Here is a 22,614-nt window from a genome sequence, read left to right on the forward strand (position 1 = left end):
TCTATTCATTTGACGTTCTAATCACCTGACGTTCTATCCGCCACACGTCAAACTGCATGTATGTTGGCTGCGCTTACCGACTCGGTCTGTCGTGGATCTTACCAGTCTGCAACGCAAATGCGTTCAGGTGTGTCGCCATTCAGTCAGTGCGCTAATTCTCTCTTCCAGGCCGCTATAGCGCTGCGTTGGCGTTTTCACCGCGCGACAGAGAATGCGGACATCGGTATAGAGTGACAAACGCTGGCGTGCACGCGTGATGGCGGTATACACCAGCTCTCGCGTCAGCACTGGTAAATAGTGGTTCGGCAGCACCAGCGCCGTATGATCAAACTCCGATCCCTGCGATTTATGCACCGTCATCGCATAGGCCGTTTCATGCGGCGGCAGACGGCTTGGCGTAACGTCTTTGGTTTCGCCATTTGGCAACGGGAAAAATACGCGCAGTTCCCCGTTGTCTCCCGTCATGGCAATACCGATATCCCCATTGAACAGGCCTAATGCGGCATCGTTACGTTCAATCATGACCGGTCGGCCGGGATACCAGCGGTTAAGCGGATTACGGCTACGCTGAATCAGCCCAGCCTGATGCAAAGCCTGCTCGATGCGCTGATTCAGCCCTGCGACGCCAAATGGCCCTTCGCGCAATGCACACAGTTGGCGATAGCGCTGGAAAGCAAGCAGCACAGCGTCCGGCGTGGCTCCCGCCGCCACAAGCTGTAGATAATCACGATACCCTTCGACGCACTGTGCCAGCATGGCCTGATACTCTTCAGCCTCGGTTAACGGGCTACAGGTAATGTCGGCAAACTCGCCGTTTAACACCGCACGCACACGAACATCATCGCCGCCGTTCACGGCTAGCGCCAGTTGGCCAATACCGGAATGCGGATCGAAACGGTAGCTCCGGCGTAACAGACAAATACTGTCACTGACTGTCGTTTGCCCTTCAGGACCGCTTTCATCCAGCTTACAACCCGTCAGCCGCTGCAATTGCTGCGCCCGTGCACGGCTATAGCCAGCCTCGGCAAAACGACAAATATCGCCCAACACCGCTCCCGCCTCGACGGACGCCAGCTGATCACGGTCACCCAGAAAGATAATTCTGGCGTGTGGCGGAAGTGCGGCGATCACATTTGCCATCATCGGCAAATCGACCATCGACGCCTCATCCACAATCAGCACATCCAAATGTAGCGGGTTCTCCTGATGATGACGCAGGCGCTGGCTGTCTGTCACTGCCCCCAAAAGCCGATGCAGCGTTGTCGCTTCCTGCGGAAACGCATCCCGCAACAAAGGATCCACCGCAAGACGGTGCAGAGCCTGTCCCAACGACTCCGTGAGCCGCGCAGCCGCTTTCCCTGTCGGCGCAGCCAGTTGAATACGTAACGTTTCTCCCGTATTCAGCTCAATTAGCGCCGCCAGCAATTTGGCCACCGTCGTGGTTTTCCCCGTTCCCGGCCCGCCGGAAATCACCGCAATGCGGCGCGTCAAGGCGACAGCCGCAGCGACCTTCTGCCAGTTAACTTCTTCGCCCACGTCAGGAAAAAGCCGATCCAGAACCGCTCGGATCGCAGGTTCATCGACGAGGACTGTATCGCGCTCGCTAGCGATAAAGCGCGCCACGCGCCCTTCACTCTGCCAGCTACGCTGTAAGTACAGCTTTTTTCCTTGCAGCACCAGCGGCGTCGGCTGGCTGCCGTCGCTGACGGCATCGGACGCCAGTAAGCGCTGCCGCCATGCGGCAACCGTGTTTAGCCCTGCCTCCGTGAGCAGCTGTTGGGCCAGCTCAGGCTCGCGGCCGTCAAACAGCGTCTGCGCCTGCAAGTTTTCCAGCGGCAAACACACGTGCCCCGCGCCCGAATGTGCACTCAGGCAGGCAGCGGCCAACAGCAGATCGGGCTTTGTCTCATCTGCCAGCATTCTGGCGAACTGAACATCCAGCGGGCGCAGTAACCGCCGCGCCAGTGCCGTTTCAAGTAACGCAATCATGAGGGAATTCCTGTATCAGCATCGTCAGGCGTCTTTCCCTTAAAGAGCGCATCAAGCCCGAAAACAAATTCAGCAGAGGGACGACAGGCAAAGATGCCATTGCCGGGGTGAGATTCTTCAACGCCGCGTAAAAACAGATAAAACACTCCGCCAAAGTGGCGCTCATAGTCATAATCCGCAATGCGATGACGCAGATAGCGGTGCAAAGCCAGCGTGTAGAGCTGGTATTGCAAGTCATAGCGATGTTCGGCCATCGACTGCATCATGGCCGTTTGGGTGTACGCACTGGCATCAGGGCCGAGCCAATTGGACTTATAGTCCAGCAGGTAATAGCGCCCTTCCCAGCGGAACACCAGATCGATAAACCCCTTCAGCATGCCTTTCACCTGCTGAAAAGAGAGAGCCGGACAGCGTGCAGATAGCGGGTCGTGATGTTTCGCCAGCCGATCGAGCTGCGCCGCCTGTATTGGCGCATCAATCGGTATATAGAACTGTAATTCGGCCTGCTTATCGGCGTTCGCCAGCGTCGATAGCGCGATCCCTTGCTCATTAAGCGGCGTATGCAAAAGCGTATCCATCCACGCCTTTAACACCGGGTGCCAGTGCGCTTCAAATCCTTGTAGCTGCAACTGCTCGGCTAGCCAGTCATCCTCAACGGGCTGAGTAAAATCCAGCGTTTCAAACAGGCTATGCAAAAACGTTCCCGGACTCGCGCCGCGCGGGAACGTATGGGGCGTCAGTTGGGTTTCATCCGCCTCCTGACGCTCGCCTATTGCTTCGATATCCAGACGCGGCACCAGATCCTGCGCGCTTGCAGAACCCTGCTGCTGAAGCCCCGAATAGCTGGTTACTCGCCAGCCGTCGCGCAGTTGGCGTTCGATGTGGCGAGCCCGCAGCTCCGCCAGTTTCGGTCTATCCGGCTGCCAACGCTGTTCTTCCGTCGCCTGTAGCGGCGTTAATGCGATACCGTCGCCAACCATGCCTTCCAGCTCGCTGACTAACGTGGCAGCTTCAGCTTCTTTACCGCGCTGGAGTAAATAGCCCAGCGCGCTCTGGTGCATATCGCTGCTGCCGTCTTTCTTACGCGATCGCTGAACCGGCGCAACGCCTACGCTACAGTGGTAGATAGAACGGGTTAGCGCGACATACAGCAAACGTAAATCTTCCGCCAGCCGCTCTTCTTCCGCTAGCGTCTGGCTTTCTTCATTGTTTTGCAGATCCAATACGGCCTGATAGCTCTCGCGATCGTGATAAATCCCCTGATCCTGCACGCGGAAGTTGCTGATGAAAGGTAGCCATACCAGCGGGTATTCGAGCCCTTTCGATTTATGGATCGTCACGATCTGCACCAGGTGACGATCGCTTTCCAGACGTAGTTGCTGATTCTCTGCCTGCGGATTAGGCTGAACAATCTGCTGTGATAGCCAGCGCACCAGCGCATGTTCGCTATCAAGGGTTGCGGAGGCATCCTGCAATAACTCACCGATATGCAGAATATCGGTAATGCGGCGTTCACCCTCCGCACTCGCCAGCAGGTTCTCCGCCAGCTGATGTTGGCTCATCAGCGCACGCAGCATCGGCAGTACACCGCGCTGACGCCACAGAGCACGGTAGCCTGCAAATTCATCGACCAACGCATCCCACACGGCTTCGCTTTGCCCTAATGCATCAACCTGTTCGGCATCCAGCCCCATCAGGGCCGTTGCCATCGCACTGCGTAACGTGCGCTCATGTTCCGGTGCCAGCACCGCCTGCAACAGCCACAACATATCGCTGGCTTCCGGCGTGCTGAATACGCTGTCGCGATTGGACAGATAGACAGAGGGAATGGACAAACGGCTCAGCGCGTCACGAATCAGCGAGGCTTCACGCCGGCTACGCACCAGCACACTCATGTCGGACGCCTTGACCAAACGGCGGGAGTCATCAGTAACCAGCCAGGCTTCATTGCGCTGACTGGCCGCCAGCCAGTCACGAATCTGCGCCGCACACTGACGCGCCATCTGCTGTTGATAATCTCCTACGCCAATCGGTTCTGAACCCGTTAGCCAGAATTGCAGCGCAGGCTGAGGTTGCCCCGCGACCTCAAACACCAAACCGCGCTTAGACTCAGCAGGCTTGACCGGCAGGAAAGGAATGTTTTGAAAAATAAAAGGAGAGTCGAGGCGTTCAAACAGACGATTAACGCCATGTACCATTTGGTGCGACGAGCGCCAGTTCGTACCCAGCGTATAATGCGCGGCGACTTCTCCGCGCGCGTGCATGTAGGTAAAAATATCCGCACCGCGAAACGCATAAATAGCCTGCTTAGGGTCACCGATCAGCAATAGCCCATACTGCGGCTGCCCGACGTATAGTGTTCGGAAAATACGGTACTGTTGAGGATCGGTATCCTGAAATTCATCGATCATCGCCACCGGATAGCGTTCGCGAATGGCGCTGGCAAGCTGTTCCCCGCCAGGCTGTTGCAACGCAACATCCAAACGGCTCAGCAGATCGTCAAACCCCAGTTCTGCTCGCTGTCGTTTTTCCTCACTCACCGACTCGCGGATCGCCGACAGCGCGCGAACAATGACTAAATCGCGCAGCGACAGCGGCGCTTCAAGCAGCCGTTCGGTCTCATCAAAGAGAGCATGAAAAGGTGGTTCGCCTTTCTTCGTTTTCTCGATTAGCGTTTGCTGGGAAAATCTCACCAGATCTTTCGGCAGTTGGTAATCCAGCGTCGGCTGCTCTGCCCACAGCGTGACTTTCTGTAGCCAGTTGGGAAGATGCTTACTGCTGTAGCTGCGTTTATCGACGCCAGAAGCACTAATCAGCGCTTCCAGATCCGCGGCTGACGCCTGCCAGCGTTGCTTGTACGCATCGATCGTCGCCACGATCTTCTCATGTCGACTCAGCAGCGTTTCGTCTTCTTCTGGCGGCAAGCGAAACGCAGGCGCTTCACCGTGCAGATAAGGCGCCAGATCGGCCAACAGGTTTTCCGGCCCTTTCCACTCCAGACCAACAATACGTGCGACCTCGACTGGTAGCGGATAGCAATAACGACGCCAAAAATCAGCGCAGGCCTGACGGCGCAGCGGCTGTTCATCTTCTATCAGCACCTGTTCGAAAAGCACGCCGGATTCAAACGCATTAGTACTGAGCATACGCTGGCAGAAGCCGTGGATCGTGTAGATCGCCGCTTCGTCCATTTGTCGTTCGGCCGCCAGCAATACGTCGGCCGCATCGCGGTGATCCGAAATCTCCGCCAGCAGCTGCGCTAGCGACGTATCTTTAGGCTTCTCTGCCTCTTCACCCTGCGCGCTTTTACGCAGGCAGGCGATGCGCAAAGCATGAATTCTGGCACGAATACGCTCCCGCAATTCTTCGGTCGCAGCCTCCGTAAAAGTCACAACCAGAATTTCCTCGACCAGTAGTGGACGTGGATACGCGGCTTGCTTCCCCAGCCCCAATAGCAGGCGCAGGTAAAGCGCAGCCAGCGTATAGGTTTTCCCCGTTCCGGCCGACGCCTCAATCAGCCGCTCCCCGAGGAGCGGCAACGTCATAACGTCTAATGATTGCGGCGCGGCATTTTTCATTCTGCTGAAACCTTACCGACCGCTGTCGATGCTGCTGGCGCAGGGATCATCGTAGGCGCTTTCTCACGCGGTAACGTTTTCTGCAATGAAGACGCATCCGCGTAGGTATGCCATCCTTTCGGTGCGGCATAGTCGGCTTTACCATGATGGCTGCCGGAAACCTGCGATAGAATCGCCAACCCTTCAGGCTTCAGCGCCTTCTGGAAGAAGTCTGCCAGCTGCGTGACCGTCAGCGGTTTGATTTGTTCGAGCAGTTTCTCGCGTGAATCAAAAGCGAAATTTTCCCGATCCAGATCGCGACGCAGTCGGCTAGCCTCTTCGCCTAAGGTTTGCGGACGCTGGTTCAGCTCATTCATCACGCCTTGCTTATACTGTGTGAACTCTTCTTCACTCATTTCACGCAGTCGTTTTTGCGCTTTCAGGTAAAAATCTTCATAGCGCTGATACAGATAAGCAGGCTGTTTGCTGTTACTTTGCAGCAAGAAGGCAATGCCCATCTGTCGGCCGACCGTCGTCGGGAAGGCAAACACCGCGTAACCCAGTTGCTCTTCCGTTCTCAGTTGGCTGTAGAACCAAGGCTGAACGATCTGCCCCAGCACCGAGCTATACGCCATGCTTTCCGTTTCCGAATACCCCGTCGGTACATACACCGCTGCTAACGCAGAATCCGTGCTGCTGCCCGGGCGCTGTAGATTAGCAAGCTGCGGCTTACTGACTTTGACATCATCGCTGCGCGACAGATTCTCACCACCAGCCTTCAGATGCGCCTTCAGCGTATTCGCCAGCTCGGTAACTCGCTCTGGTGCCAGATTGCCGACGACCAGCATTTCCGGTGTGGCTTTTTGCAGCAGGTCTTTGCGGTAGTTAACCACGTCCTGTAAACGGATATCCTTCAGCAGGTTACGACGTTCTGCGCGCTCAAAGTAAGGCAATTGCGATATCGCCTGAACCGGCTGTAACGCCTGTTCAAAAGCTTTTGATTTCTCTACCGCATCCAATTGCTGTATGTACCAGGATTTCGCCTGCTCCAGTTGTGCTTCCGTCGAGGTAAAGGAGGCGTAGCCATCCGCCAACGTCAGCAGTAACCGTGGCAAATGCTGGGTATAGCCATTGGCGCTAATCACCAGACCATCATTGCTACGGGTGGAGAAACTGATGCCACCGATCGAAGCCTGATAGCTGAGTTCATCCAGCGCCAGACCTGCCAGATAATCGTTTAACGCAAACAGCACCTGATTACGGGCGGTACTGCGCGCTTCCTGATTACGCAGGAACAGCGTGATTTCCGCTTTTGGCTCATCAGCGAAATAGTGGCTTGGCATATACAGCACGCGCAGCCCCGGCTGGTTCAGCAGAAGTGTCGGTTTAGTGATCGCCTTATCGGCTTTGATCAGGGAGAAATCATCCGGGATATAAGGGTTGATCGTCGGCAACGACAGTGACATTTTCTGCCCCAGCGTTTTCCATTTTGCGAATGTTGCTGACGGGATTTTATTCATCTCGTACGGCGCATCGACAAAATAGGCCACTTTATTATGCGGCTCATTCGGGCTGATGACCCAGACGCGCGCGTTCTGCGGCGTCATCTCGTCCAGTCGTGCGGCGATAGCTTTCGGATCGTAGCGATCGGCAACATACTGCGCATCCAGCGTATGTTCGACCGGCACGCGCAACATGGTATCAACCAACCATTCGATGTAGTCCATATCACGGCTGATGGACGGATAGCGGAAATCCAGATCCAGAACATGCGCGATCTCATCAAAATAGCGCTGCTGAATCCCTTCTGTGCGAATTTGTTGCAGGTAACGGAATATCGCAGCGATCACTTCATCACGCTGTGCCAGACCTTTATCGGTCAGCGAGGCTGAAATAGCGAACATGCCGCCATTACGGTCGATGATCGGCGAAGAACCCGCACCGATAGACTCAACCAGCCCTTCCTTTTGCAACCAGTCAGAGAGCGTATTCTGGCTGCGGTTGCCGAGCAGATAGCTTATGTAGGTATCCGTCTTGCTGCGAAATTCCTGGCTAATATCGCTGACGCGAAACTCAATGCGCAGCTGTTTTCTCGGCTGAGCAGGAACATAGTGAATCATTACGCCGCGCTGCTTTTCCGTCGTCACAGGAACGGTAACCGCAGGAACGCTGGCGTTGTGATTAGGAATGCGCCCGAAGGTATCAACCGCCAGTTTCGCCAGTTCAGGCAGAGGTTGATTGCTGTAAATCACCCCTTTCATCAGGTTGGCGGAGTAGTATTGCTGATAGAACTTCACCAGCTCATCATGCAGTTTGCTGCCGGGTTTATCGCTCAGGGTTTCAAGATTCCCCCCCGAAAAACGCGCGCTTGGGTGCGCCGGGTTCAGCGTTTCCGCCCCCACCTGCGCCATGCGGTGACCGTCGCGCGAACGCGCCATCGTTAATTCCGCATTGACCGCATTACGCTCACGATCGGCATTCACCGGATCGAGCAGCGGTTCCGCAATCGCGTCCGCCATCCGATCGACAGCTGGCCGCAGTGCGTCATTTTCCACTTCCAGATAAAACGCCGTGCGGTAAGACGCCGTGCTGGCATTGTGGCTACCGCCATGCTTTTTCAAAAACTCGGACAACGCCTCTGGCTCTGGGTAACGTTTCGATCCCATCAGCACCATGTGTTCGAGGTAATGCGCTAATCCTAGTTGATTATTGGGATCGTCAAGCGAGCCAATAGGCAACGCCAGTGATGCCAGCGATTTGGGTGCCTGTGGATCGGAAACCAGCAGAACGGTCATTCCATTATCCAGTTTGATCGCCTGATATTGCCGCGGATCTTTTTCGCTTTTTCGAATCGTCTGAGCCAGCGGCTGCCAGCCCGTCTCAGCCCAACTCGCCGGAAGCCAGAATGTGAATAAAAGAAACCACCCGGTAATCCAGACCCACTGTTTACGCATGCAATTCTCCAACCTCATATCCATCACTTTTCACGTTGCAGTGCGTTATCTTCTCGCACCTCGAAATCGACTCGGGCATTACCCAAAACAAACTCATCACGCCAGATTAGAGCGGAACGGTGGCAGTAGCCAGATTTGCGCCGCTTCAATCACCTCATTCATTCGCTTTTCATCCAACTCACGGATAATACGTTGCAGGTAATAATCCTCCCCCTCACCCCGCATTCCCATGTTGCCCTGCCAGGCTTGCAGTAAACGGGCGCGCGCTTTGTTCTGCGCCTCCTCATCCGACCGCAGGCTATCGCTTTCGCGATCATAACATTCAGCCAGCCAGGCACTCCCCGCTTTATTGAGCAATAACAGCGGCTTGCTCATTCCCTGACGATAGCCATCCAGCATGACAGATAAATGTTCTCTGGCCTGCAATTCCGACAAGGCAGCAAAGCGCCACGCCGTCTCTTCCCGCCCATACAGTCGACTTTCACCCTGCCCGCCCGTTGCACAGTAGGCCAGATGCTCCAACCACAGCGTAATGCCATCCTTCATCGAAAGCGTGCCCGGACGCCAGCGCAGCAAACCATCCGGCTGCACCTGATTCAGCCAGCCGCTGACGCGCACGCCGTCTAGGAGGATATCGACTTCCCGACTCACCGACAGCGACGGCGTTAATTCATCACGCACACGCGCAGCCAACTGCGCCATCTCCTGCTGCTGTTCCTGCCAGTAAATTTCGCCGAACGCGCCATAGGGCAACTCACCCGCGGCTCTGGCACGGCGATACAGTTTTTCGGTATCGCCTTCATTAATCAAGGTATTAAGCAACTCGCTATTCAACTGATAGCGGTTAAGGCTATCAACCACAAAGGGCTCTTCATCCAACAGTTCATCGCTGTGCAGCATAAAACTCACACCAAGCCGCAGTTGAAAAAAGGCTCGCACAGGATGACGATAAAAACGCTTCAAATCGTCCAGGCTGACATCCCTATCATTCGCTCTTGCGGACAGCGCTTCGCGATCGAAATCAGGCTGAGCCTCCCCTTGTCGGTTCGCCGCCGCCAGCCACTCGGCCGCAAAACTCAACGGCTGCGGTGCAGACAGGAAGTTATTCGCATCAAAAGGCATACGGCTATGTTCGCGGCAAAGGTGCTTCACCACGCGCTCCGCGCTGCTATCGATATCCAGCGCTTCATCACCCGGCAGGACGTAACTTTGTGCGATATATTCCGTCAGTTCGCTGACCAATACGGAAGGATAGCGACGCGTATTATCCTGAATCGAGCGCCCGATATAGCTGATATAGAGTTTGTGCTGCGCCGATAGAAGCGCCTCAAGAAACAGATAGCGGTCATCATCACGTCGGCTACGATCGCCGCGCTTGATTTTCCGCCCCATGAGATCGAACCCGAGCGGTGGCAGCGTTCGAGGATAAACGCCGTCATTCATGCCCAACAAACACACGACCTTGAACGGAATGGAACGCATCGGCATCAGCGTACAAAAGTTGATCGAACCAGCAAGAAAACGCTGGCTGAGCCGCTCCTGATCGAGACGCCGCGACAGGTCATCACGTAACCGGGAGATTGGCACCTGTTGCGGATAATGCGCCATCGTGCCCATACCAATCACGTACTGCCACTGTTTTTCAACTAATGCCAGCGCCGCTTCGGTTTCGCTGTCAGCATCAAAGAAGGTTTCGATCAGCTCTCGACACAGCGGTAGCCAGTCGACAAGCACGCGCGGCTGAGACAGGCGCTGGCGCCAGTGGTGGATCTGCATCAGCAGTTCGGCCAGTTGACCGGCCAGTTCCGCAATCAATCCGCTGGATTCATCATAAGGCAACACGCCCTGCCAGTCGCCGACCTGGCTGTCCATCGCATAGCCCAGCAGCATTCTCGTCAGGCCGAAACGCCACGTATGTTGCCCTGTTGGCGGCAGCATCAGATCGCGTACGTTGTCGTCATCCAGTCCCCAGCGCACGCCGGATTCCACCACCCACAGGCGCAGACGCCGTAGCCCTTCTTCCTGAATACCGAAACGCGCAGCCAGCGCGGGCACTTCAAGCAATGCCAAAACTTGTTCCGCCGTAAAACGGCTAGTCGGTAAATCCAGCAGGCTGATTACCGCCTGCAAGGCGGGATGCGCATGTCGCGCACGCTGATCGGAGATGGCAAAAGGCAGGTAGCGATTATCTGGCGCGTTGCCAAACACCGCCTGAATAAACGGCGTATAGCTGTCGATATCCGCCATCATCACAATGACATCGCGCGGCATCAGTTCAGGATCGTCAGCCATCATGGCCAGCAGCCGATCGTGAAGCACTTCAACTTCACGCTGCGGGCTGTGGCAGGCGTGAAAATCGATCGAACGATCGTCGAGAGCCAGCAAGCGTTTTTGCATGCTGGTGTTCTGCGTTTCGTGGCTGACGGCCACTACCGCGTGGTCTTCCAGCTCAAGAATGTCGCGCTGCAAGGTTTGCAGCAAATTTTCGCCATCCGACTCAACAAAAGCGTCGATCTCCTGCACGCTATCCAAATCAGCCAGCAGATACAGGTTATCGCGCCCCAGCTTTCCCCACGATGCCAGCAGCGGATTATTAATCGACTGTTTACCGTCGTCGTTGAACAACGTTTCTGCCTGTGAAGGATCGCGAAAGAGTGGGCGGGTTTCATCAGTCTGCTCGCCATCAAAGCGATGTAAGCGGCGGTTGCGGGCTTTTAGCTTCGCCAGAAATTTATAATCCTGAATGTCACTCCAGTAATGGCGACAAGGATTGGTAAATAACAGGTGCACATCAATATGACGCGCCAGCGCGTTCAACGCCTGTAAATAGATGGGGGGTAACGCCGAAATACCGCAGATAAAAACGCGTGGCGGCAGGCCTTTCGGGCACGTTTTTGCCTGTTCTAACGCAGTAATAAAGCGTTGATACAGAATCGCATGGTGCCATTCGGGCTGCGCCAGCTCGCGCGTATAATCCACCAGCGCACGCCACAGCGCGGACTGCCACAGCTGATTCCCGCCGAGATCGTCAACCTGTTTCCCTTCTTGCCATGCCTTGATCCATTCCGGGCGATAAATCAGGTATTGATCGAAAAGATCCGCTACGCGTCCGGCAAGCTGATGCAGCTTGCGCTGGTTATCGTCATCCTGCAAATAGTGGTTAAGGGCCGCAAAATCAGGCTGAGCCAACAAATCGGGAAGCAAATGCATGAGCTTCCACGTCATCGCATCCTTGCTGAAGGCGCTTTCTTTTGGAATATCCGGCAGCACATGGCGACACATATTCCACAAAAAAACACCGGGCAGCGGGAATTGAATATTGGCAGCAATCCCGAAGTGTCCAGCCAGTTCAATTTGCAGCCACTGCGCCATCCCCGGGCTTTGAACTAAAATCACTTCCTGCTGGAAGGGATCCGCAAGCGGCTGACGTTTTATCAACTCAACCATCAGTCTTTTCAAGATATCTAACTGATTAGAGTGATAGATTCTAAACATTCTGGCTCCTGCTCGCCGCGGCTTACGATTTATAGTTCATAGTTTACCCAGGTATGCCTACCCAACAGGCGATGACAGGCAAAACCAACGGTTTAGTGTAGCCTGATAGCGGCGTGGCGTCATGACTCTTGCCGTTACCTGACGGCATTCTCCATTCTGGAGCTGCTCTGACACACTAAACTGCCAGTTTTTACTCGCAAGAGGCGCGGTATTATCAATATCAGACGGATTATACCGTACACCCGCTTCATAGGCCTCCAACTGCTGCATCGCAAATCGCCAGGCCTGACGCTGCTGCAACTGGTGTTGAAATGACTGCTGCAAGATTTGGTGATATTGCAGTAGCCCCATCAGCGACACGGCAAACAGCAGCGCCGCCACCAGTGTCTCCGGCAGGCTAAAGCCGGATTGATGGCTCACAATCCCCTTGTTCAGTGCGCTATTCCGTTGCATCACAGCGTGTCACCTCCTTATCAGGACAAAAATCCAGCCAGCCGTTACCCAATGGTTGAATCGCAATCTGTCCCGACGACAGTGCCGAAAAGGACACCCGTTGGTACAACGTCAACGGACGCGCTGAAGCGGGAAGCGTTCCTTCTCCACGCAGTAATCCTTGATCCCCATCCGAGGCCGCACGCAGGCACACCACGAGCTGTTCTGCCGGCAGCCGCTGACACTGCCAGTTTTCCGTTAGCGTCCCCCACCGCTGTCCCCTTCCCCAATTCAGCGAGGACAATGCCTGATTGAACGCCCGCAAATAGTGCCGTTCATCGTTCCCCATCTGAATGGCAGCATCAAGCTGGCGCTGCAAACCAGACATCAACAGCAGGCCGATAATGGCGATGAGCAGCACCATAGCCAGCGTTCCACTTCCCTCCTGATGTCCTTTTCTCATTGGTTACGACCAAGAATAAGGCGGGTGGTATGCTGCCGAACGGCAGGACGCTTGGCCCAATAGCCAGCGAGCTGTAATTCATACAACGCCGCATCATTTTGTGCTGACAGGCGCTGTAACCGGAACACCGTGAGCACCACCTCTTGCGGATCAAACAGCTTCTCCCACCTGTCGCCCTGACAGTTATGCGCCCCACTCTGAATTTCCAACGACCGACCACGCAGGCGATAGCCAAAAGACTCAGCATCCTGCTGTTCCCCACCATCCCAAACCCCATTGCGGTTCAGATCGTAAGAGACATTCAGACAGCTGTTTTCCGCCTCGCCCGGATACATCCCTATGCTAATTGCCTTTCCCTGACAGGTTCCCGCACAAAAACCAGCACGACGGATATCTTTCTCAACCCCCATCGCCACCTGACTGAACAATTGCTCCAGCCGGAAAAGCTGTGCGCTGTCCTGACTTTGACTGCGCAGCAGAGGGTACAACTGCGCCGCCGACAGCATAATCAGACTCCCTAAACTCAGTGCTAACAGGATTTCTGGCAGAGTGAATCCACGCTGCTTATACTCCGGCCTTGGTTGCCTCAATGTTGTTTGTTTAAACACGAGCGGTTTCAGCATAGGGGAATCGCCAGGACAACCTGCGCCTCGCTGCACAGACGTATACGTCCTCTCACCGAGATGATGAGGCGTAGCTGACCCGCAGAATTTGACAACGAGATGTGCCCAGCCTGTGCCGCGTTACGCAAGCCAAAGAACGTAAAAACGTTGCTTGTGAACTTTGCCAGCACGACATCCTGCGTGCGGCGAACGAACTGCCCCGGATGGTTCTCACGGCACGTCTCCTCTGCCTGCTTTTCATTCTGCCCCGCCACCATGCACCATAGTTCTCCCTGCGGTATGAGCTTCACCGTACGGGTTTCGTTATGCCAGTAAGCATTCGCCTGAACCCGACTCAAAAAGTCCAGCAGTTGCTGCGCACTCTGTTCCAGACGGATTGCCTGCTGATACTGCATCCAGCCATGCAAACCACCGCCCGCCATTAGCGCCACAATCGTCAGCACCACCAATAATTCAAGCAAGGTGAACCCTCGCCGTTGTCGATTCCCTGTTTTCATGGCGTCAGGATAGTGAGTCTTATCTGTAAAAACAGCGTGTTAACCGCGTTATACGCGGCGGCTCGCAATGTTTTACTGCAACGGTGTAACAACAGAAAAAGCGTGCGGGGAGGTAGGGAAAATACAATGAAAAAACGGCGCCTGCTTGTATGGAAGACGCCGTCTGATAGGGTATATCGTTAAATCAGTGCTCGATACGCATCCAGTTCTTTTACCGTCATAGGTAACCCCTGACGCAGGAGACAATCCAGATACTCGTCCACATCAAATGGAGGCTTTCTGAAAGCTGTGCGCGAAGTTCGAACGGCTTTAAGTACCAGTGCAGAATTGAGATCAAATAAATCGGCAATAAACTCGTCTGGGTGCATGGCTTCCACCGCAAACTCGGAAAGTGCCGTTGCTGGAAAATCTTTCAGATTTGCCGTGACGATAACTTCTGCATTAGCGCGTATCGCAGCGGCCAATACATGTCGATCATCCGCATCAGGTAAAACCAGAGCAGGGATAAGTTGTTCGAAACCAGTCACATTGGCATCAGGTAATGCCTTATTCATCAAATGCTCAATGTTCCTGAGCTTATCCATCGTTACGTCTGCATTATTTAGCAACAAATTTCGCTGCCACTCTTCCTGAATTAGTGCCGTCCACTTTGGCTGATATAGCCCTGTTAAACCAAGATGCATGAGCAAATCCCGTAGCAAAGATGGATAAATGACACACGCATCAAGTACCACAGGATAGGGGGAGTGATTCATTAGTAAAACCCGAATTCCTGACTTCGGTCTGTCAGCTCCTGCATGGCTTGCATACTTTCATTTTCACGCTGTTCTTTGTATTGCATCAAATCAGCAAAAAGCACGCGGCGATGACGACCTGTTTTATGGAAAGGAAGATGGCCTTCTTCCAAAAGCTTCACCATATGTGGCCGTGAAACATTCAGAATATTTGCCGCTTCTTGTGTCGTTAACTCAGCCTGCACAGGGACAATCTGGACAGCATTACCCGCCGCCAGTTCGCCAAGGATACTCATCAAAAGCGTGAGTGCTGAGGTAGGCAACTCGATCCGATGGGCAATGTCGTGCGCATCCTGAATCGAAATTTCCTGTGTTTCCAGCTTCGTAGACAGGTAAGTTGCAAGCTGCCTTTGTCCACGGATAGCGGCCTCCATTTCTTTTGGAGCCGGAAGGCTCAAACTATTTAGAGGAGTATTTTTCATCAAGTATTCCAGCGTTCTTCGGTTCGTGAGTTTCTTAGTAGCAATATCAGCCCCAAGGGCTGACATCGTTAAAGCAAACATTAATCGAAATAAACGAAAATCGCAATATTCGAAACGATTAATTTTCACACATGGTAGGATCAGGAAGCGATAGGTTCGTTGCACGAAGAGAAATAGCAAAAAGGGCCGCATTACGCGGCCCTCGAAAACATGGGAGAGGCTTTAGATCGCAACCGGTGCTTTGATGGCGGGATGTGGATCGTATCCCTCGATTTCAAAGTCCTCGAAGCGGTAGTCGAACAGCGTATCCGGACGGCGCTTAATCACCAGTTTAGGCAGCGCGCGTGGTTCACGGCTCAACTGTAGATTCGTCTGTTCCAGATGGTTGTTGTACAGATGCGTGTCGCCGCCAGTCCAGACAAAATCACCGACATCCAGATCGCACTGCTGCGCCACCATATGCACCAGCAGCGCATAGCTGGCGATATTGAACGGCAGGCCGAGGAAGATATCGCACGAGCGCTGATAAAGCTGGCAAGAGAGTTTGCCATCCGCCACGTAGAACTGGAAAAACGCGTGGCACGGTGCCAACGCCATTTTGTCCAGTTCACCCACGTTCCAGGCAGACACGATAATACGGCGAGAATCTGGATCTTGTCTCAACTGGGTCAGAACATTCTTTAACTGGTCGATCTCACGACCGTCGGCAGCGCCCCACGAACGCCACTGTTTGCCGTAAACCGGCCCCAAATCACCGTTCTCATCCGCCCATTCATCCCAAATACTGACTTTATTTTCATGCAGATAAGCAACATTGGTATCGCCGTTCAGGAACCAGAGCAGCTCATGAATAATCGAACGCAGGTGGCATTTTTTGGTGGTAACCAGCGGAAACCCGTCCTGCAAGTTGAAACGCATCTGATGGCCGAAAATAGAACGCGTGCCCGTGCCGGTACGGTCGGCTTTCGGCGTGCCCTCTTCAAGCACTTTTTTCATCAGATCCAGATACTGTTTCATACTACCTCACCACAAATATTAAAGAAGGACGGCGGATTATTGCTGTGCAGGCTGACGGCGGTAGGCCCAGACCATCATCAGAATACCAGCGATCACCATCGGCAGAGACAGAATTTGCCCCATGCTGAACAGGCCACCGAACAGCCCCAGCTGCGCATCCGGCTGGCGGAAGAATTCAGTAATGATTCGGAACATGCCATAACCGATCAGGAAAAGCCCTGAAACGCTGCCCATCGGCCGAGATTTACGAATAAAGATATTCAGAATGATAAACAGCGCCACTCCTTCCAACATCATTTGATACAGCTGGGAAGGATGACGCGGCAGCATGCCGTACTGATTGAAAATCGCCTGCCATTGCGGGTTACTGACGGCCAGCGCCATATCTTCGCCGCGCGAACCAGGAAACAGCATGGCCCACGGCGTATCCGTCGTCACGCGTCCCCACAGTTCGCCATTGATGAAGTTGCCCAGTCGGCCAGCGCCAAGCCCGAAAGGAATCAGAGGGGCAATAAAATCAGCAACCTGGAAGAAATGGCGTTTGGTGCGATGAGCGAACCACAGCATGACGCAGATGACACCCATTAAGCCGCCGTGGAACGACATACCGCCATCCCAGACTTTGAAAAGATAGAGCGGGTTTTCAAGAAATGACGGGAAGGCATAAAACAGGACGTAGCCCAGACGCCCACCGACGAAGACCCCAAGGAACCCCATATACAGCAGGTTTTCGACTTCATCTTTGGTCCAGCCGCTCCCCGGTTTATTCGCCCGACGCACCGCCAACCACATGGCAAATACAAAACCCACCAGATACATCAGCCCATACCAGTGCAGCGCCAGCGGGCCGATTGAGAAAATCACGGGATCAAACTGAGGAAACGCCAGATAGCTTGTCGTCATCATTCACCACATATTTTATTGTGTTATCCCTACTTTTGGGATCGTCATTGATAGGCAAAAGGCAGGAGAATGAATCTGTTCCTGCGAACCGCGGTGGCGAATCATAGCATACGCGCCCACGCTCGTTGATCGCGGAGGGGAAAAGTTCTGTAAAACATTGAGTCGTTGTTAAACATTTACTCGCAATTAAATCTTGATATATCCGTCAATACCGCACCGCGACGGATTAGCGTCCGCCGCGAATCAAGCCGCCCAATCCGCGCTCTTCCATGAAGATCGCCGCCCACTGTCGGACTTCCGTCGCGCTCTGCGCACCGAGCAATTGCTTCACTAACGCCTGCGATTCCGCCAGCGTAATTTGGCGCAGCAGATATTTAATTCGTGCAACGCTACGTCCATTCATACTGAGCGAGCGATACCCCAGCCCGGTTAGCAGCAGTGCACCAAGCGCTTCACCCGCCATTTCACCACACACGGAAAGCGGAATATTATGCCGCTCACACTCGACGGCGATCATATTCAACGCCTGCAACATGGAAGGATGCAGACTATCATAAAGCGATGCTACATGAGCGTTGTTACGATCTACCGCCAGCAGATACTGCGTCAGATCGTTGGTACCAACCGAAACAAAATCGATGCGGGAAGCCAGATGAGGGAGCAGGAACAGCATCGACGGGACTTCAATCATGATCCCAATTCGCGGTTTGGGCTGCGGGAAGCCCAGCAATTCTTCTACTTCGCCCGCAGCCTGATCGATCAGGCGACGCGCTTCGCTGATTTCATCCAGACTGCTGATCATCGGCAGCAGGATATTGAGATTGCCACTATGCGCGTTGGCACGCAGCATCGCGCGCACCTGAATCAGAAAAATTTCAGGCTGATCGAGCGTAATACGAATGCCGCGCCAGCCAAGGCAAGGGTTCTCTTCGCTAATAGGCAGATAAGGCAACGGCTTATCTGCGCCGATATCCAGCGTGCGCAGCATCACGGGGCGCGTAGGGTAAAGCGCCAACATGCTTTGATATTGCGCCATCTGCTCATCTTCAGACGGAAATCCGCTTTGCAACATAAACGGAATTTCCGTGCGATACAGACCCACGCCATCAACCTGATTGATAAAGCGTTTTTCGTGTTCAGCGCTGAGCCCCGCATTCAGCATGACCTGAATGCGTTCGCCGCTTTTCAGTACAGCAGGCTGTTCCATCTCGCCTTCGGCCAGGCGAGTCAGCTCATTTTCTTCCGTCAACAGACGCTGGTATTCCTGTACCAGCACGGGTTCAGGATCGACCAGCAGCTCGCCGCGATAACCGTCGATAATCAGCTGTCGCTGATGCAACAGTTCGGGCTGGATGTCTGCGCCCACCAGCGTCGGAATGCCCATGGCACGGACGAGAATCGCCGCATGCGAATTCGCGGCACCGTCATAGACAACAACGCCCGCCAGACGCTCCGGCGGCAGTTCCGCCAGCAGCGTGGCGGTTAATTCATCCGCCACGAGGATAAAGCGCTCAGGCCATTGCCCCATGATTTGCGCGTTATCGTCGAGATGGAACAGCAGCCGCTGCCCCAACGCACGCAGATCGCCCGCCCGTTCGCGTAAATAAGTATCCTGCAAATTGGTGAACTGTGCGGCAAAGCGCTCGATCACCAGCTTCACGGCCCACTCGGCGGCATTGCCCGCATCCACTTCCTGAAAGAGTTCTCGCTTGAGCCGCGCATCGTTCAGCAAGTGCGAGTACAAATCGAAAATCGCCGCGCTCTCTTTCTGCGCGCTGGCGCTAAACCGCTTGCTGAAGCGACGGAATTCCGCCGTTGCCTCTTCCAGCGCCTGCGTTAAACGGGAGCGCTCACGCTCGCTGTCCAGACTCGATGCGGGGAAAACCTGTTCCAGAGAAGGCTGAGTACAATCCTGCCAGCCGGGGGCGATCGCCACGCCGGGTGCAGCCACCAGCGCCTTAACGCGCGTCTGACGGTATTGACCGAATAGCGTTTTTATCTGTGAAAGGGAAAGAATAGCGGCCATCTGCGTGGCCAGCGTCACCATGAACGATTCTTCGTTTTTATCAAACTGACGATGTTCACGCTGCTGCACCACCAGTACGCCCAGCAGGTGGCGACGGTAGATAATAGGAACGCCAAGAAAAGAGCGGAAATGTTGCTCTTTCACGGCGGGGATATATTTGAAACTAGGGTGTGCACGCGCATCGGCCAGATTGATGGGCTCAGCACGTTGCCCGACCAACCCGACAATACCTTGCCCAAACGCCAGCGTAACCGTGCGCCCGCGCGGCTTTTTCAACCCGCGCGTTGCCATCAGGTAATAACATTGACGATCGTGATCGGCCAGATAAATGGAACAGACTTCCGTGTCCATAGCCTGACAGGTCTCATTGACCAGAATGTCCAGCGCATCACTAAGGCGGGCCGTTGCCGCAACGTTTTCGACAATTTCTCGCAAGCGCGTGAGCATAATGTGCCTGAATTACCCTCTTTTTCGCCGAGGACCAGATGGGGTAACCACCCGAGCCGCAACACTCTCCTGAAGCAGTATCACCGGATTGATAAATTCCTTCATCACGCGACGATACACATCTCGCTTAAAAGAGACGACCTGACGTACCGGATACCAGTAACTCACCCAGCGCCAGCCATCAAATTCCGGCGTGCCGCTGCTCTGCATATTGATATCCGACTCATTACACATCAACTGTAGCAAAAACCATTTCTGCTTTTGGCCGATACAGACCGGTTTTGTATCCCAACGCACCAAACGCTTTGGTAATTTATAGCGTAACCAGTTACGGGTAGATGCCAATACGCGCACATCCTTTTTTCTTAACCCGACTTCTTCAAACAGTTCGCGGTACATCGCCTGCTCAGCACTTTCACCGGGGTTAATTCCCCCCTGCGGAAACTGCCAGGAGTGCTGACCATAGCGCCGGGCCCACATCACCTGCCCCTGCCGATTACAAATTACAATACCAACGTTTGGGCGGTAGCCATCATCATCGATCACCGACTACCTCGATAAACATCAATGCAAAGATGACCTGATTGTTTCACACTCCCGTCAGGTGGTAAACCACTGCTTAGAAAGCATGTGATACGAATAAAAGTAAGATAACCCACAGATAAGATCAAAGTTATAAACATGTGAAGACCGGAATCGGCAATTTATTCACTTTTTCTGTGGACATCTTTGTGCAGAACCCATGAAGAAGTGAGTAAAACTCATTTCTCATGAAGAAAAAATATTAATGCGAATTAAAAAATAATGCTTTCTATTCATTAAATTACAAACCATCTTACGTGAAACAGTAGACCCTTATTTTTTGTTCAAATGGCATACAACGCAAGATTGGCGAAAGATCGCACTATGACGATTTTATCCACAGGGAATGCCTCAAAGTCAGGCAATAAATAGGCAAAAACAGCAAAAAGGTCGGGAGTCAAGGCTGTAAATCGAACCAGTAATTCATGTTTATGTGGGTTATCCAAGAAATCTGTGGATAACCTAGTGTAAGATCCTGTTTATTGTCGGTGGCTATACGTGCACAGTTTGCAAAACGGTGTTAAGTGATCGCCATCACACTAAAAAAAAGCACTACGAATCATGCTATTATTGTTTTTCTCCACAGTCTTGCAGGCTGTGCACTGGTACTCTCTGTCTATTGTGTTTTTTTTGAGCGAAAAAATATCGAGCTATACGCTATGAATTCACCCACGGTTCACACGACTGCGCCGGCAAGTGAGCACACGTTGCTGGAACGCGCGCAATCCCTCGCGGGTTATAATCTCGCGGAATTAGCGGACATCGCTCGCCTGCCCCTTCCCGCTAACCTGAAACGCGACAAAGGCTGGATTGGTATCTTGCTGGAGCGTTTTCTGGGTGCAAGCGCAGGCAGCAAACCCGAGCAGGATTTCCCCGACATCGGCGTTGAACTCAAAACCATTCCTATTGATGAACAGGGCAAACCGCTGGAAACCACGTTCGTCTGCGTCGCACCATTAACAGGCAACAGCGGCGTGACGTGGGAAAGCAGCCACGTGCGACACAAGCTCGCGCGGGTCCTGTGGATTCCGGTGGAAGGCTCGCGGCACATTCCGCTGGGGGAACGCCGTATTGGCACACCGCTGATCTGGAGCCCCAATGAAGAAGAAGAGGAACAGCTGCGCTGCGATTGGGAAGAGTTGATGGATCTGATCGTGCTTGGCCGGGTAGAAAGCATCACCGCTCGGCATGGCGAAGTGCTACAGCTACGCCCCAAAGCGGCAAATAGCCGGGCATTAACCGAGGCGATTGGCGAATTTGGTCAACCGATTCTGACCTTGCCACGCGGGTTCTATCTGAAGAAAACCTTTACCGCGCCGCTACTGGCCCGCCACTTTATGCAGCTCAGCCGTTGAATTTCATTAGCGCGATGTTCTATTAGCACGATGCTTCATCAGCGCCCCGCTTCATCGTACACTAGCCTTATACGCCGCACTCTATTACGCAGCAATCGTGCGACAAGGGAATCGATCTGGGAAAAGCCTGACGCCACCCCAGATCAAAAGGGACGCCAGCACACGGCTGCAATGCGAAGTATGAACGTTATATCTCTACGACATCACACTTTCGCTTGCCTACGCCCCGAGCTGGCAGAGTATAATATCGTTTACGTTTCGTTTAAGGTGTATTGATATAATGTTTGATTGGATTGTTGATCCGAACGCATGGTTAGCATTGGGAACGCTGACTATTCTGGAAATCGTTCTTGGGATCGATAACATTATTTTCCTGTCTCTGGTTGTCGCCAAACTGCCTAAAGCCCAGCAAAACAAAGCTCGCCGCATCGGGCTGATGGGCGCGATGTTAATGCGTTTGGGACTGCTCGCTTCTATTGCCTGGGTCATGCGTCTGACCGACCCGCTGTTTACCGTCGCTGGCAATGAAATCTCCACACGTGACCTGATCCTGTTCTTCGGGGGACTCTTCCTGATCTGGAAGTCGAGTATGGAAATTCACGAAACCGTCGAAGGCGGTTCAGAAGACCATACTTCCAAGGTGTACTCTTTCTTTGGCGCGATTGTGCAAATCATGATGCTGGATATTATCTTCAGCCTGGATTCGGTGATCACTGCTGTCGGCCTGTCTGACCATCTGTTTATTATGATGGCAGCGGTCATTATTGCCGTTCTCGTGATGATGTTCTCTGCGCGCCCTATCGGCGAGTTTGTCGAACGCCATCCATCCGTCAAAATGCTGGCCTTGTCGTTCCTGATCCTGGTCGGGTTCACCCTGATTCTGGAAAGCTTCGACGTTCACGTACCGAAAGGCTACATCTACTTCGCCATGTTCTTCTCGATGTCCGTCGAGGCGTTGAACCTGCTGCGCAGTAAAAAAGAAAAAGCAGCACACTGATCGCCGCATAGCGAGCGTTCAAAGCGCTAGACGTCATAATCAGGCGGCGATCAGTCGCCTG

General features: G+C 53.7%; 16 protein-coding genes. 2 read left to right on the forward strand and 14 right to left on the reverse strand.

The annotated features are described in order from the left end of the window. Positions 1 to 123: 123 nt before the first annotated feature. The 14 genes from recD to rppH all read right to left on the reverse strand — a co-directional run bounded on the left by recD (position 124) and on the right by rppH (position 20,165). A complete protein-coding gene (gene recD / locus ACIPUG_RS11620) occupies positions 124 to 1,989 on the reverse strand; it encodes an exodeoxyribonuclease V subunit alpha (RefSeq protein ID WP_400338466.1) in 1,866 nt (621 codons plus the stop codon). Next, positions 1,986 to 5,567, reverse strand: coding sequence for an exodeoxyribonuclease V subunit beta (gene recB, locus ACIPUG_RS11625; RefSeq protein WP_400338468.1), 3,582 nt, complete (start codon positions 5,565 to 5,567; stop codon positions 1,986 to 1,988). The genes recD and recB overlap by 4 nt, the downstream gene beginning before the upstream one ends. Next, positions 5,564 to 8,500, reverse strand: coding sequence for a pitrilysin (ptrA, locus tag ACIPUG_RS11630; protein WP_400338470.1), 2,937 nt, complete (start codon positions 8,498 to 8,500; stop codon positions 5,564 to 5,566). Before ptrA ends, recB begins: the two co-directional genes overlap by 4 nt. 96 nt (positions 8,501 to 8,596) lie before the next feature. Next, the gene (gene recC / locus ACIPUG_RS11635; protein WP_400338472.1) at positions 8,597 to 11,995 is read right to left on the reverse strand and encodes an exodeoxyribonuclease V subunit gamma; all 3,399 of its coding nucleotides are present in this window, start codon (positions 11,993 to 11,995) and stop codon (positions 8,597 to 8,599) included. Between the two features lie 57 nt (positions 11,996 to 12,052). Further along, positions 12,053 to 12,448 carry a prepilin-type N-terminal cleavage/methylation domain-containing protein gene (locus tag ACIPUG_RS11640; protein WP_014914413.1) on the reverse strand — a complete coding sequence of 132 codons (396 nt, stop codon included), beginning with the start codon at positions 12,446 to 12,448 and terminating at the stop codon, positions 12,053 to 12,055. Further along, positions 12,435 to 12,890, reverse strand: a complete 456-nt coding sequence (locus tag ACIPUG_RS11645; RefSeq protein WP_349914598.1) for a YgdB family protein — start codon at positions 12,888 to 12,890, stop codon at positions 12,435 to 12,437. Before ACIPUG_RS11645 ends, ACIPUG_RS11640 begins: the two co-directional genes overlap by 14 nt. Next, positions 12,887 to 13,513 (reverse strand): prepilin peptidase-dependent protein, encoded by a 627-nt coding sequence (locus ACIPUG_RS11650; RefSeq protein WP_400338474.1) that lies wholly within the window; start codon positions 13,511 to 13,513, stop codon positions 12,887 to 12,889. Before ACIPUG_RS11650 ends, ACIPUG_RS11645 begins: the two co-directional genes overlap by 4 nt. After that, the gene (locus ACIPUG_RS11655) at positions 13,507 to 14,010 is read right to left on the reverse strand and encodes a prepilin peptidase-dependent protein (RefSeq protein WP_205593190.1); all 504 of its coding nucleotides are present in this window, start codon (positions 14,008 to 14,010) and stop codon (positions 13,507 to 13,509) included. Before ACIPUG_RS11655 ends, ACIPUG_RS11650 begins: the two co-directional genes overlap by 7 nt. A gap of 179 nt (positions 14,011 to 14,189) precedes the next feature. Then, complete coding sequence (locus ACIPUG_RS11660) at positions 14,190 to 14,765, reverse strand: PIN domain-containing protein (RefSeq protein ID WP_039283954.1); 576 nt, start codon at positions 14,763 to 14,765, stop codon at positions 14,190 to 14,192. Next, the gene (locus tag ACIPUG_RS11665) at positions 14,765 to 15,226 is read right to left on the reverse strand and encodes a helix-turn-helix domain-containing protein (RefSeq protein ID WP_119871525.1); all 462 of its coding nucleotides are present in this window, start codon (positions 15,224 to 15,226) and stop codon (positions 14,765 to 14,767) included. Before ACIPUG_RS11665 ends, ACIPUG_RS11660 begins: the two co-directional genes overlap by 1 nt. Positions 15,227 to 15,448: 222 nt before the next feature. Next, a complete protein-coding gene (thyA, locus tag ACIPUG_RS11670; RefSeq protein ID WP_039312476.1) occupies positions 15,449 to 16,243 on the reverse strand; it encodes a thymidylate synthase in 795 nt (264 codons plus the stop codon). A gap of 36 nt (positions 16,244 to 16,279) precedes the next feature. Continuing rightward, positions 16,280 to 17,146, reverse strand: a complete 867-nt coding sequence (lgt, locus tag ACIPUG_RS11675; protein ID WP_010286783.1) for a prolipoprotein diacylglyceryl transferase — start codon at positions 17,144 to 17,146, stop codon at positions 16,280 to 16,282. Positions 17,147 to 17,372: 226 nt separating this feature from the next. Continuing rightward, on the reverse strand, positions 17,373 to 19,619 hold the full coding sequence (ptsP, locus tag ACIPUG_RS11680) for a phosphoenolpyruvate--protein phosphotransferase (protein ID WP_104213225.1): 2,247 nt from the start codon (positions 19,617 to 19,619) through the stop codon (positions 17,373 to 17,375). Between the two features lie 12 nt (positions 19,620 to 19,631). Beyond that, positions 19,632 to 20,165 (reverse strand): RNA pyrophosphohydrolase, encoded by a 534-nt coding sequence (gene rppH, locus ACIPUG_RS11685; RefSeq protein ID WP_010282870.1) that lies wholly within the window; start codon positions 20,163 to 20,165, stop codon positions 19,632 to 19,634. 695 nt (positions 20,166 to 20,860) lie between these two features. Here rppH and mutH point away from each other — a divergent pair. Together mutH and ACIPUG_RS11695 are read left to right on the forward strand one after the other, a co-directional pair. Continuing rightward, positions 20,861 to 21,556, forward strand: a complete 696-nt coding sequence (gene mutH, locus ACIPUG_RS11690; RefSeq protein ID WP_039467118.1) for a DNA mismatch repair endonuclease MutH — start codon at positions 20,861 to 20,863, stop codon at positions 21,554 to 21,556. A 280-nt stretch (positions 21,557 to 21,836) separates the two neighbouring features. Continuing rightward, a complete protein-coding gene (locus ACIPUG_RS11695) occupies positions 21,837 to 22,553 on the forward strand; it encodes a TerC family protein (RefSeq protein WP_010299690.1) in 717 nt (238 codons plus the stop codon). Positions 22,554 to 22,614: the final 61 nt, after the last annotated feature.

This window comes from Pectobacterium sp. CHL-2024 (assembly GCF_044751765.1).
GTDB classification, from domain to species: domain Bacteria; phylum Pseudomonadota; class Gammaproteobacteria; order Enterobacterales; family Enterobacteriaceae; genus Pectobacterium; species Pectobacterium brasiliense.

What these genes read in the sequence shown, in the direction of transcription:
- recD (WP_400338466.1), bottom strand. Translation starts at nt 1,989, where the DNA reads ATGATTGCGTTACTTGAAACGGCACTGGCGCGGCGGTTACTGCGCCCG.
- recB (WP_400338468.1), bottom strand. Translation starts at nt 5,567, where the DNA reads ATGAAAAATGCCGCGCCGCAATCATTAGACGTTATGACGTTGCCGCTC.
- ptrA (WP_400338470.1), bottom strand. Translation starts at nt 8,500, where the DNA reads ATGCGTAAACAGTGGGTCTGGATTACCGGGTGGTTTCTTTTATTCACA.
- recC (WP_400338472.1), bottom strand. Translation starts at nt 11,995, where the DNA reads ATGTTTAGAATCTATCACTCTAATCAGTTAGATATCTTGAAAAGACTG.
- ACIPUG_RS11640 (WP_014914413.1), bottom strand. Translation starts at nt 12,448, where the DNA reads ATGCAACGGAATAGCGCACTGAACAAGGGGATTGTGAGCCATCAATCC.
- ACIPUG_RS11645 (WP_349914598.1), bottom strand. Translation starts at nt 12,890, where the DNA reads ATGAGAAAAGGACATCAGGAGGGAAGTGGAACGCTGGCTATGGTGCTG.
- ACIPUG_RS11650 (WP_400338474.1), bottom strand. Translation starts at nt 13,513, where the DNA reads ATGCTGAAACCGCTCGTGTTTAAACAAACAACATTGAGGCAACCAAGG.
- ACIPUG_RS11655 (WP_205593190.1), bottom strand. Translation starts at nt 14,010, where the DNA reads ATGAAAACAGGGAATCGACAACGGCGAGGGTTCACCTTGCTTGAATTA.
- ACIPUG_RS11660 (WP_039283954.1), bottom strand. Translation starts at nt 14,765, where the DNA reads ATGAATCACTCCCCCTATCCTGTGGTACTTGATGCGTGTGTCATTTAT.
- ACIPUG_RS11665 (WP_119871525.1), bottom strand. Translation starts at nt 15,226, where the DNA reads ATGAAAAATACTCCTCTAAATAGTTTGAGCCTTCCGGCTCCAAAAGAA.
- thyA (WP_039312476.1), bottom strand. Translation starts at nt 16,243, where the DNA reads ATGAAACAGTATCTGGATCTGATGAAAAAAGTGCTTGAAGAGGGCACG.
- lgt (WP_010286783.1), bottom strand. Translation starts at nt 17,146, where the DNA reads ATGACGACAAGCTATCTGGCGTTTCCTCAGTTTGATCCCGTGATTTTC.
- ptsP (WP_104213225.1), bottom strand. Translation starts at nt 19,619, where the DNA reads ATGCTCACGCGCTTGCGAGAAATTGTCGAAAACGTTGCGGCAACGGCC.
- mutH (WP_039467118.1), top strand. Translation starts at nt 20,861, where the DNA reads ATGAATTCACCCACGGTTCACACGACTGCGCCGGCAAGTGAGCACACG.
- ACIPUG_RS11695 (WP_010299690.1), top strand. Translation starts at nt 21,837, where the DNA reads ATGTTTGATTGGATTGTTGATCCGAACGCATGGTTAGCATTGGGAACG.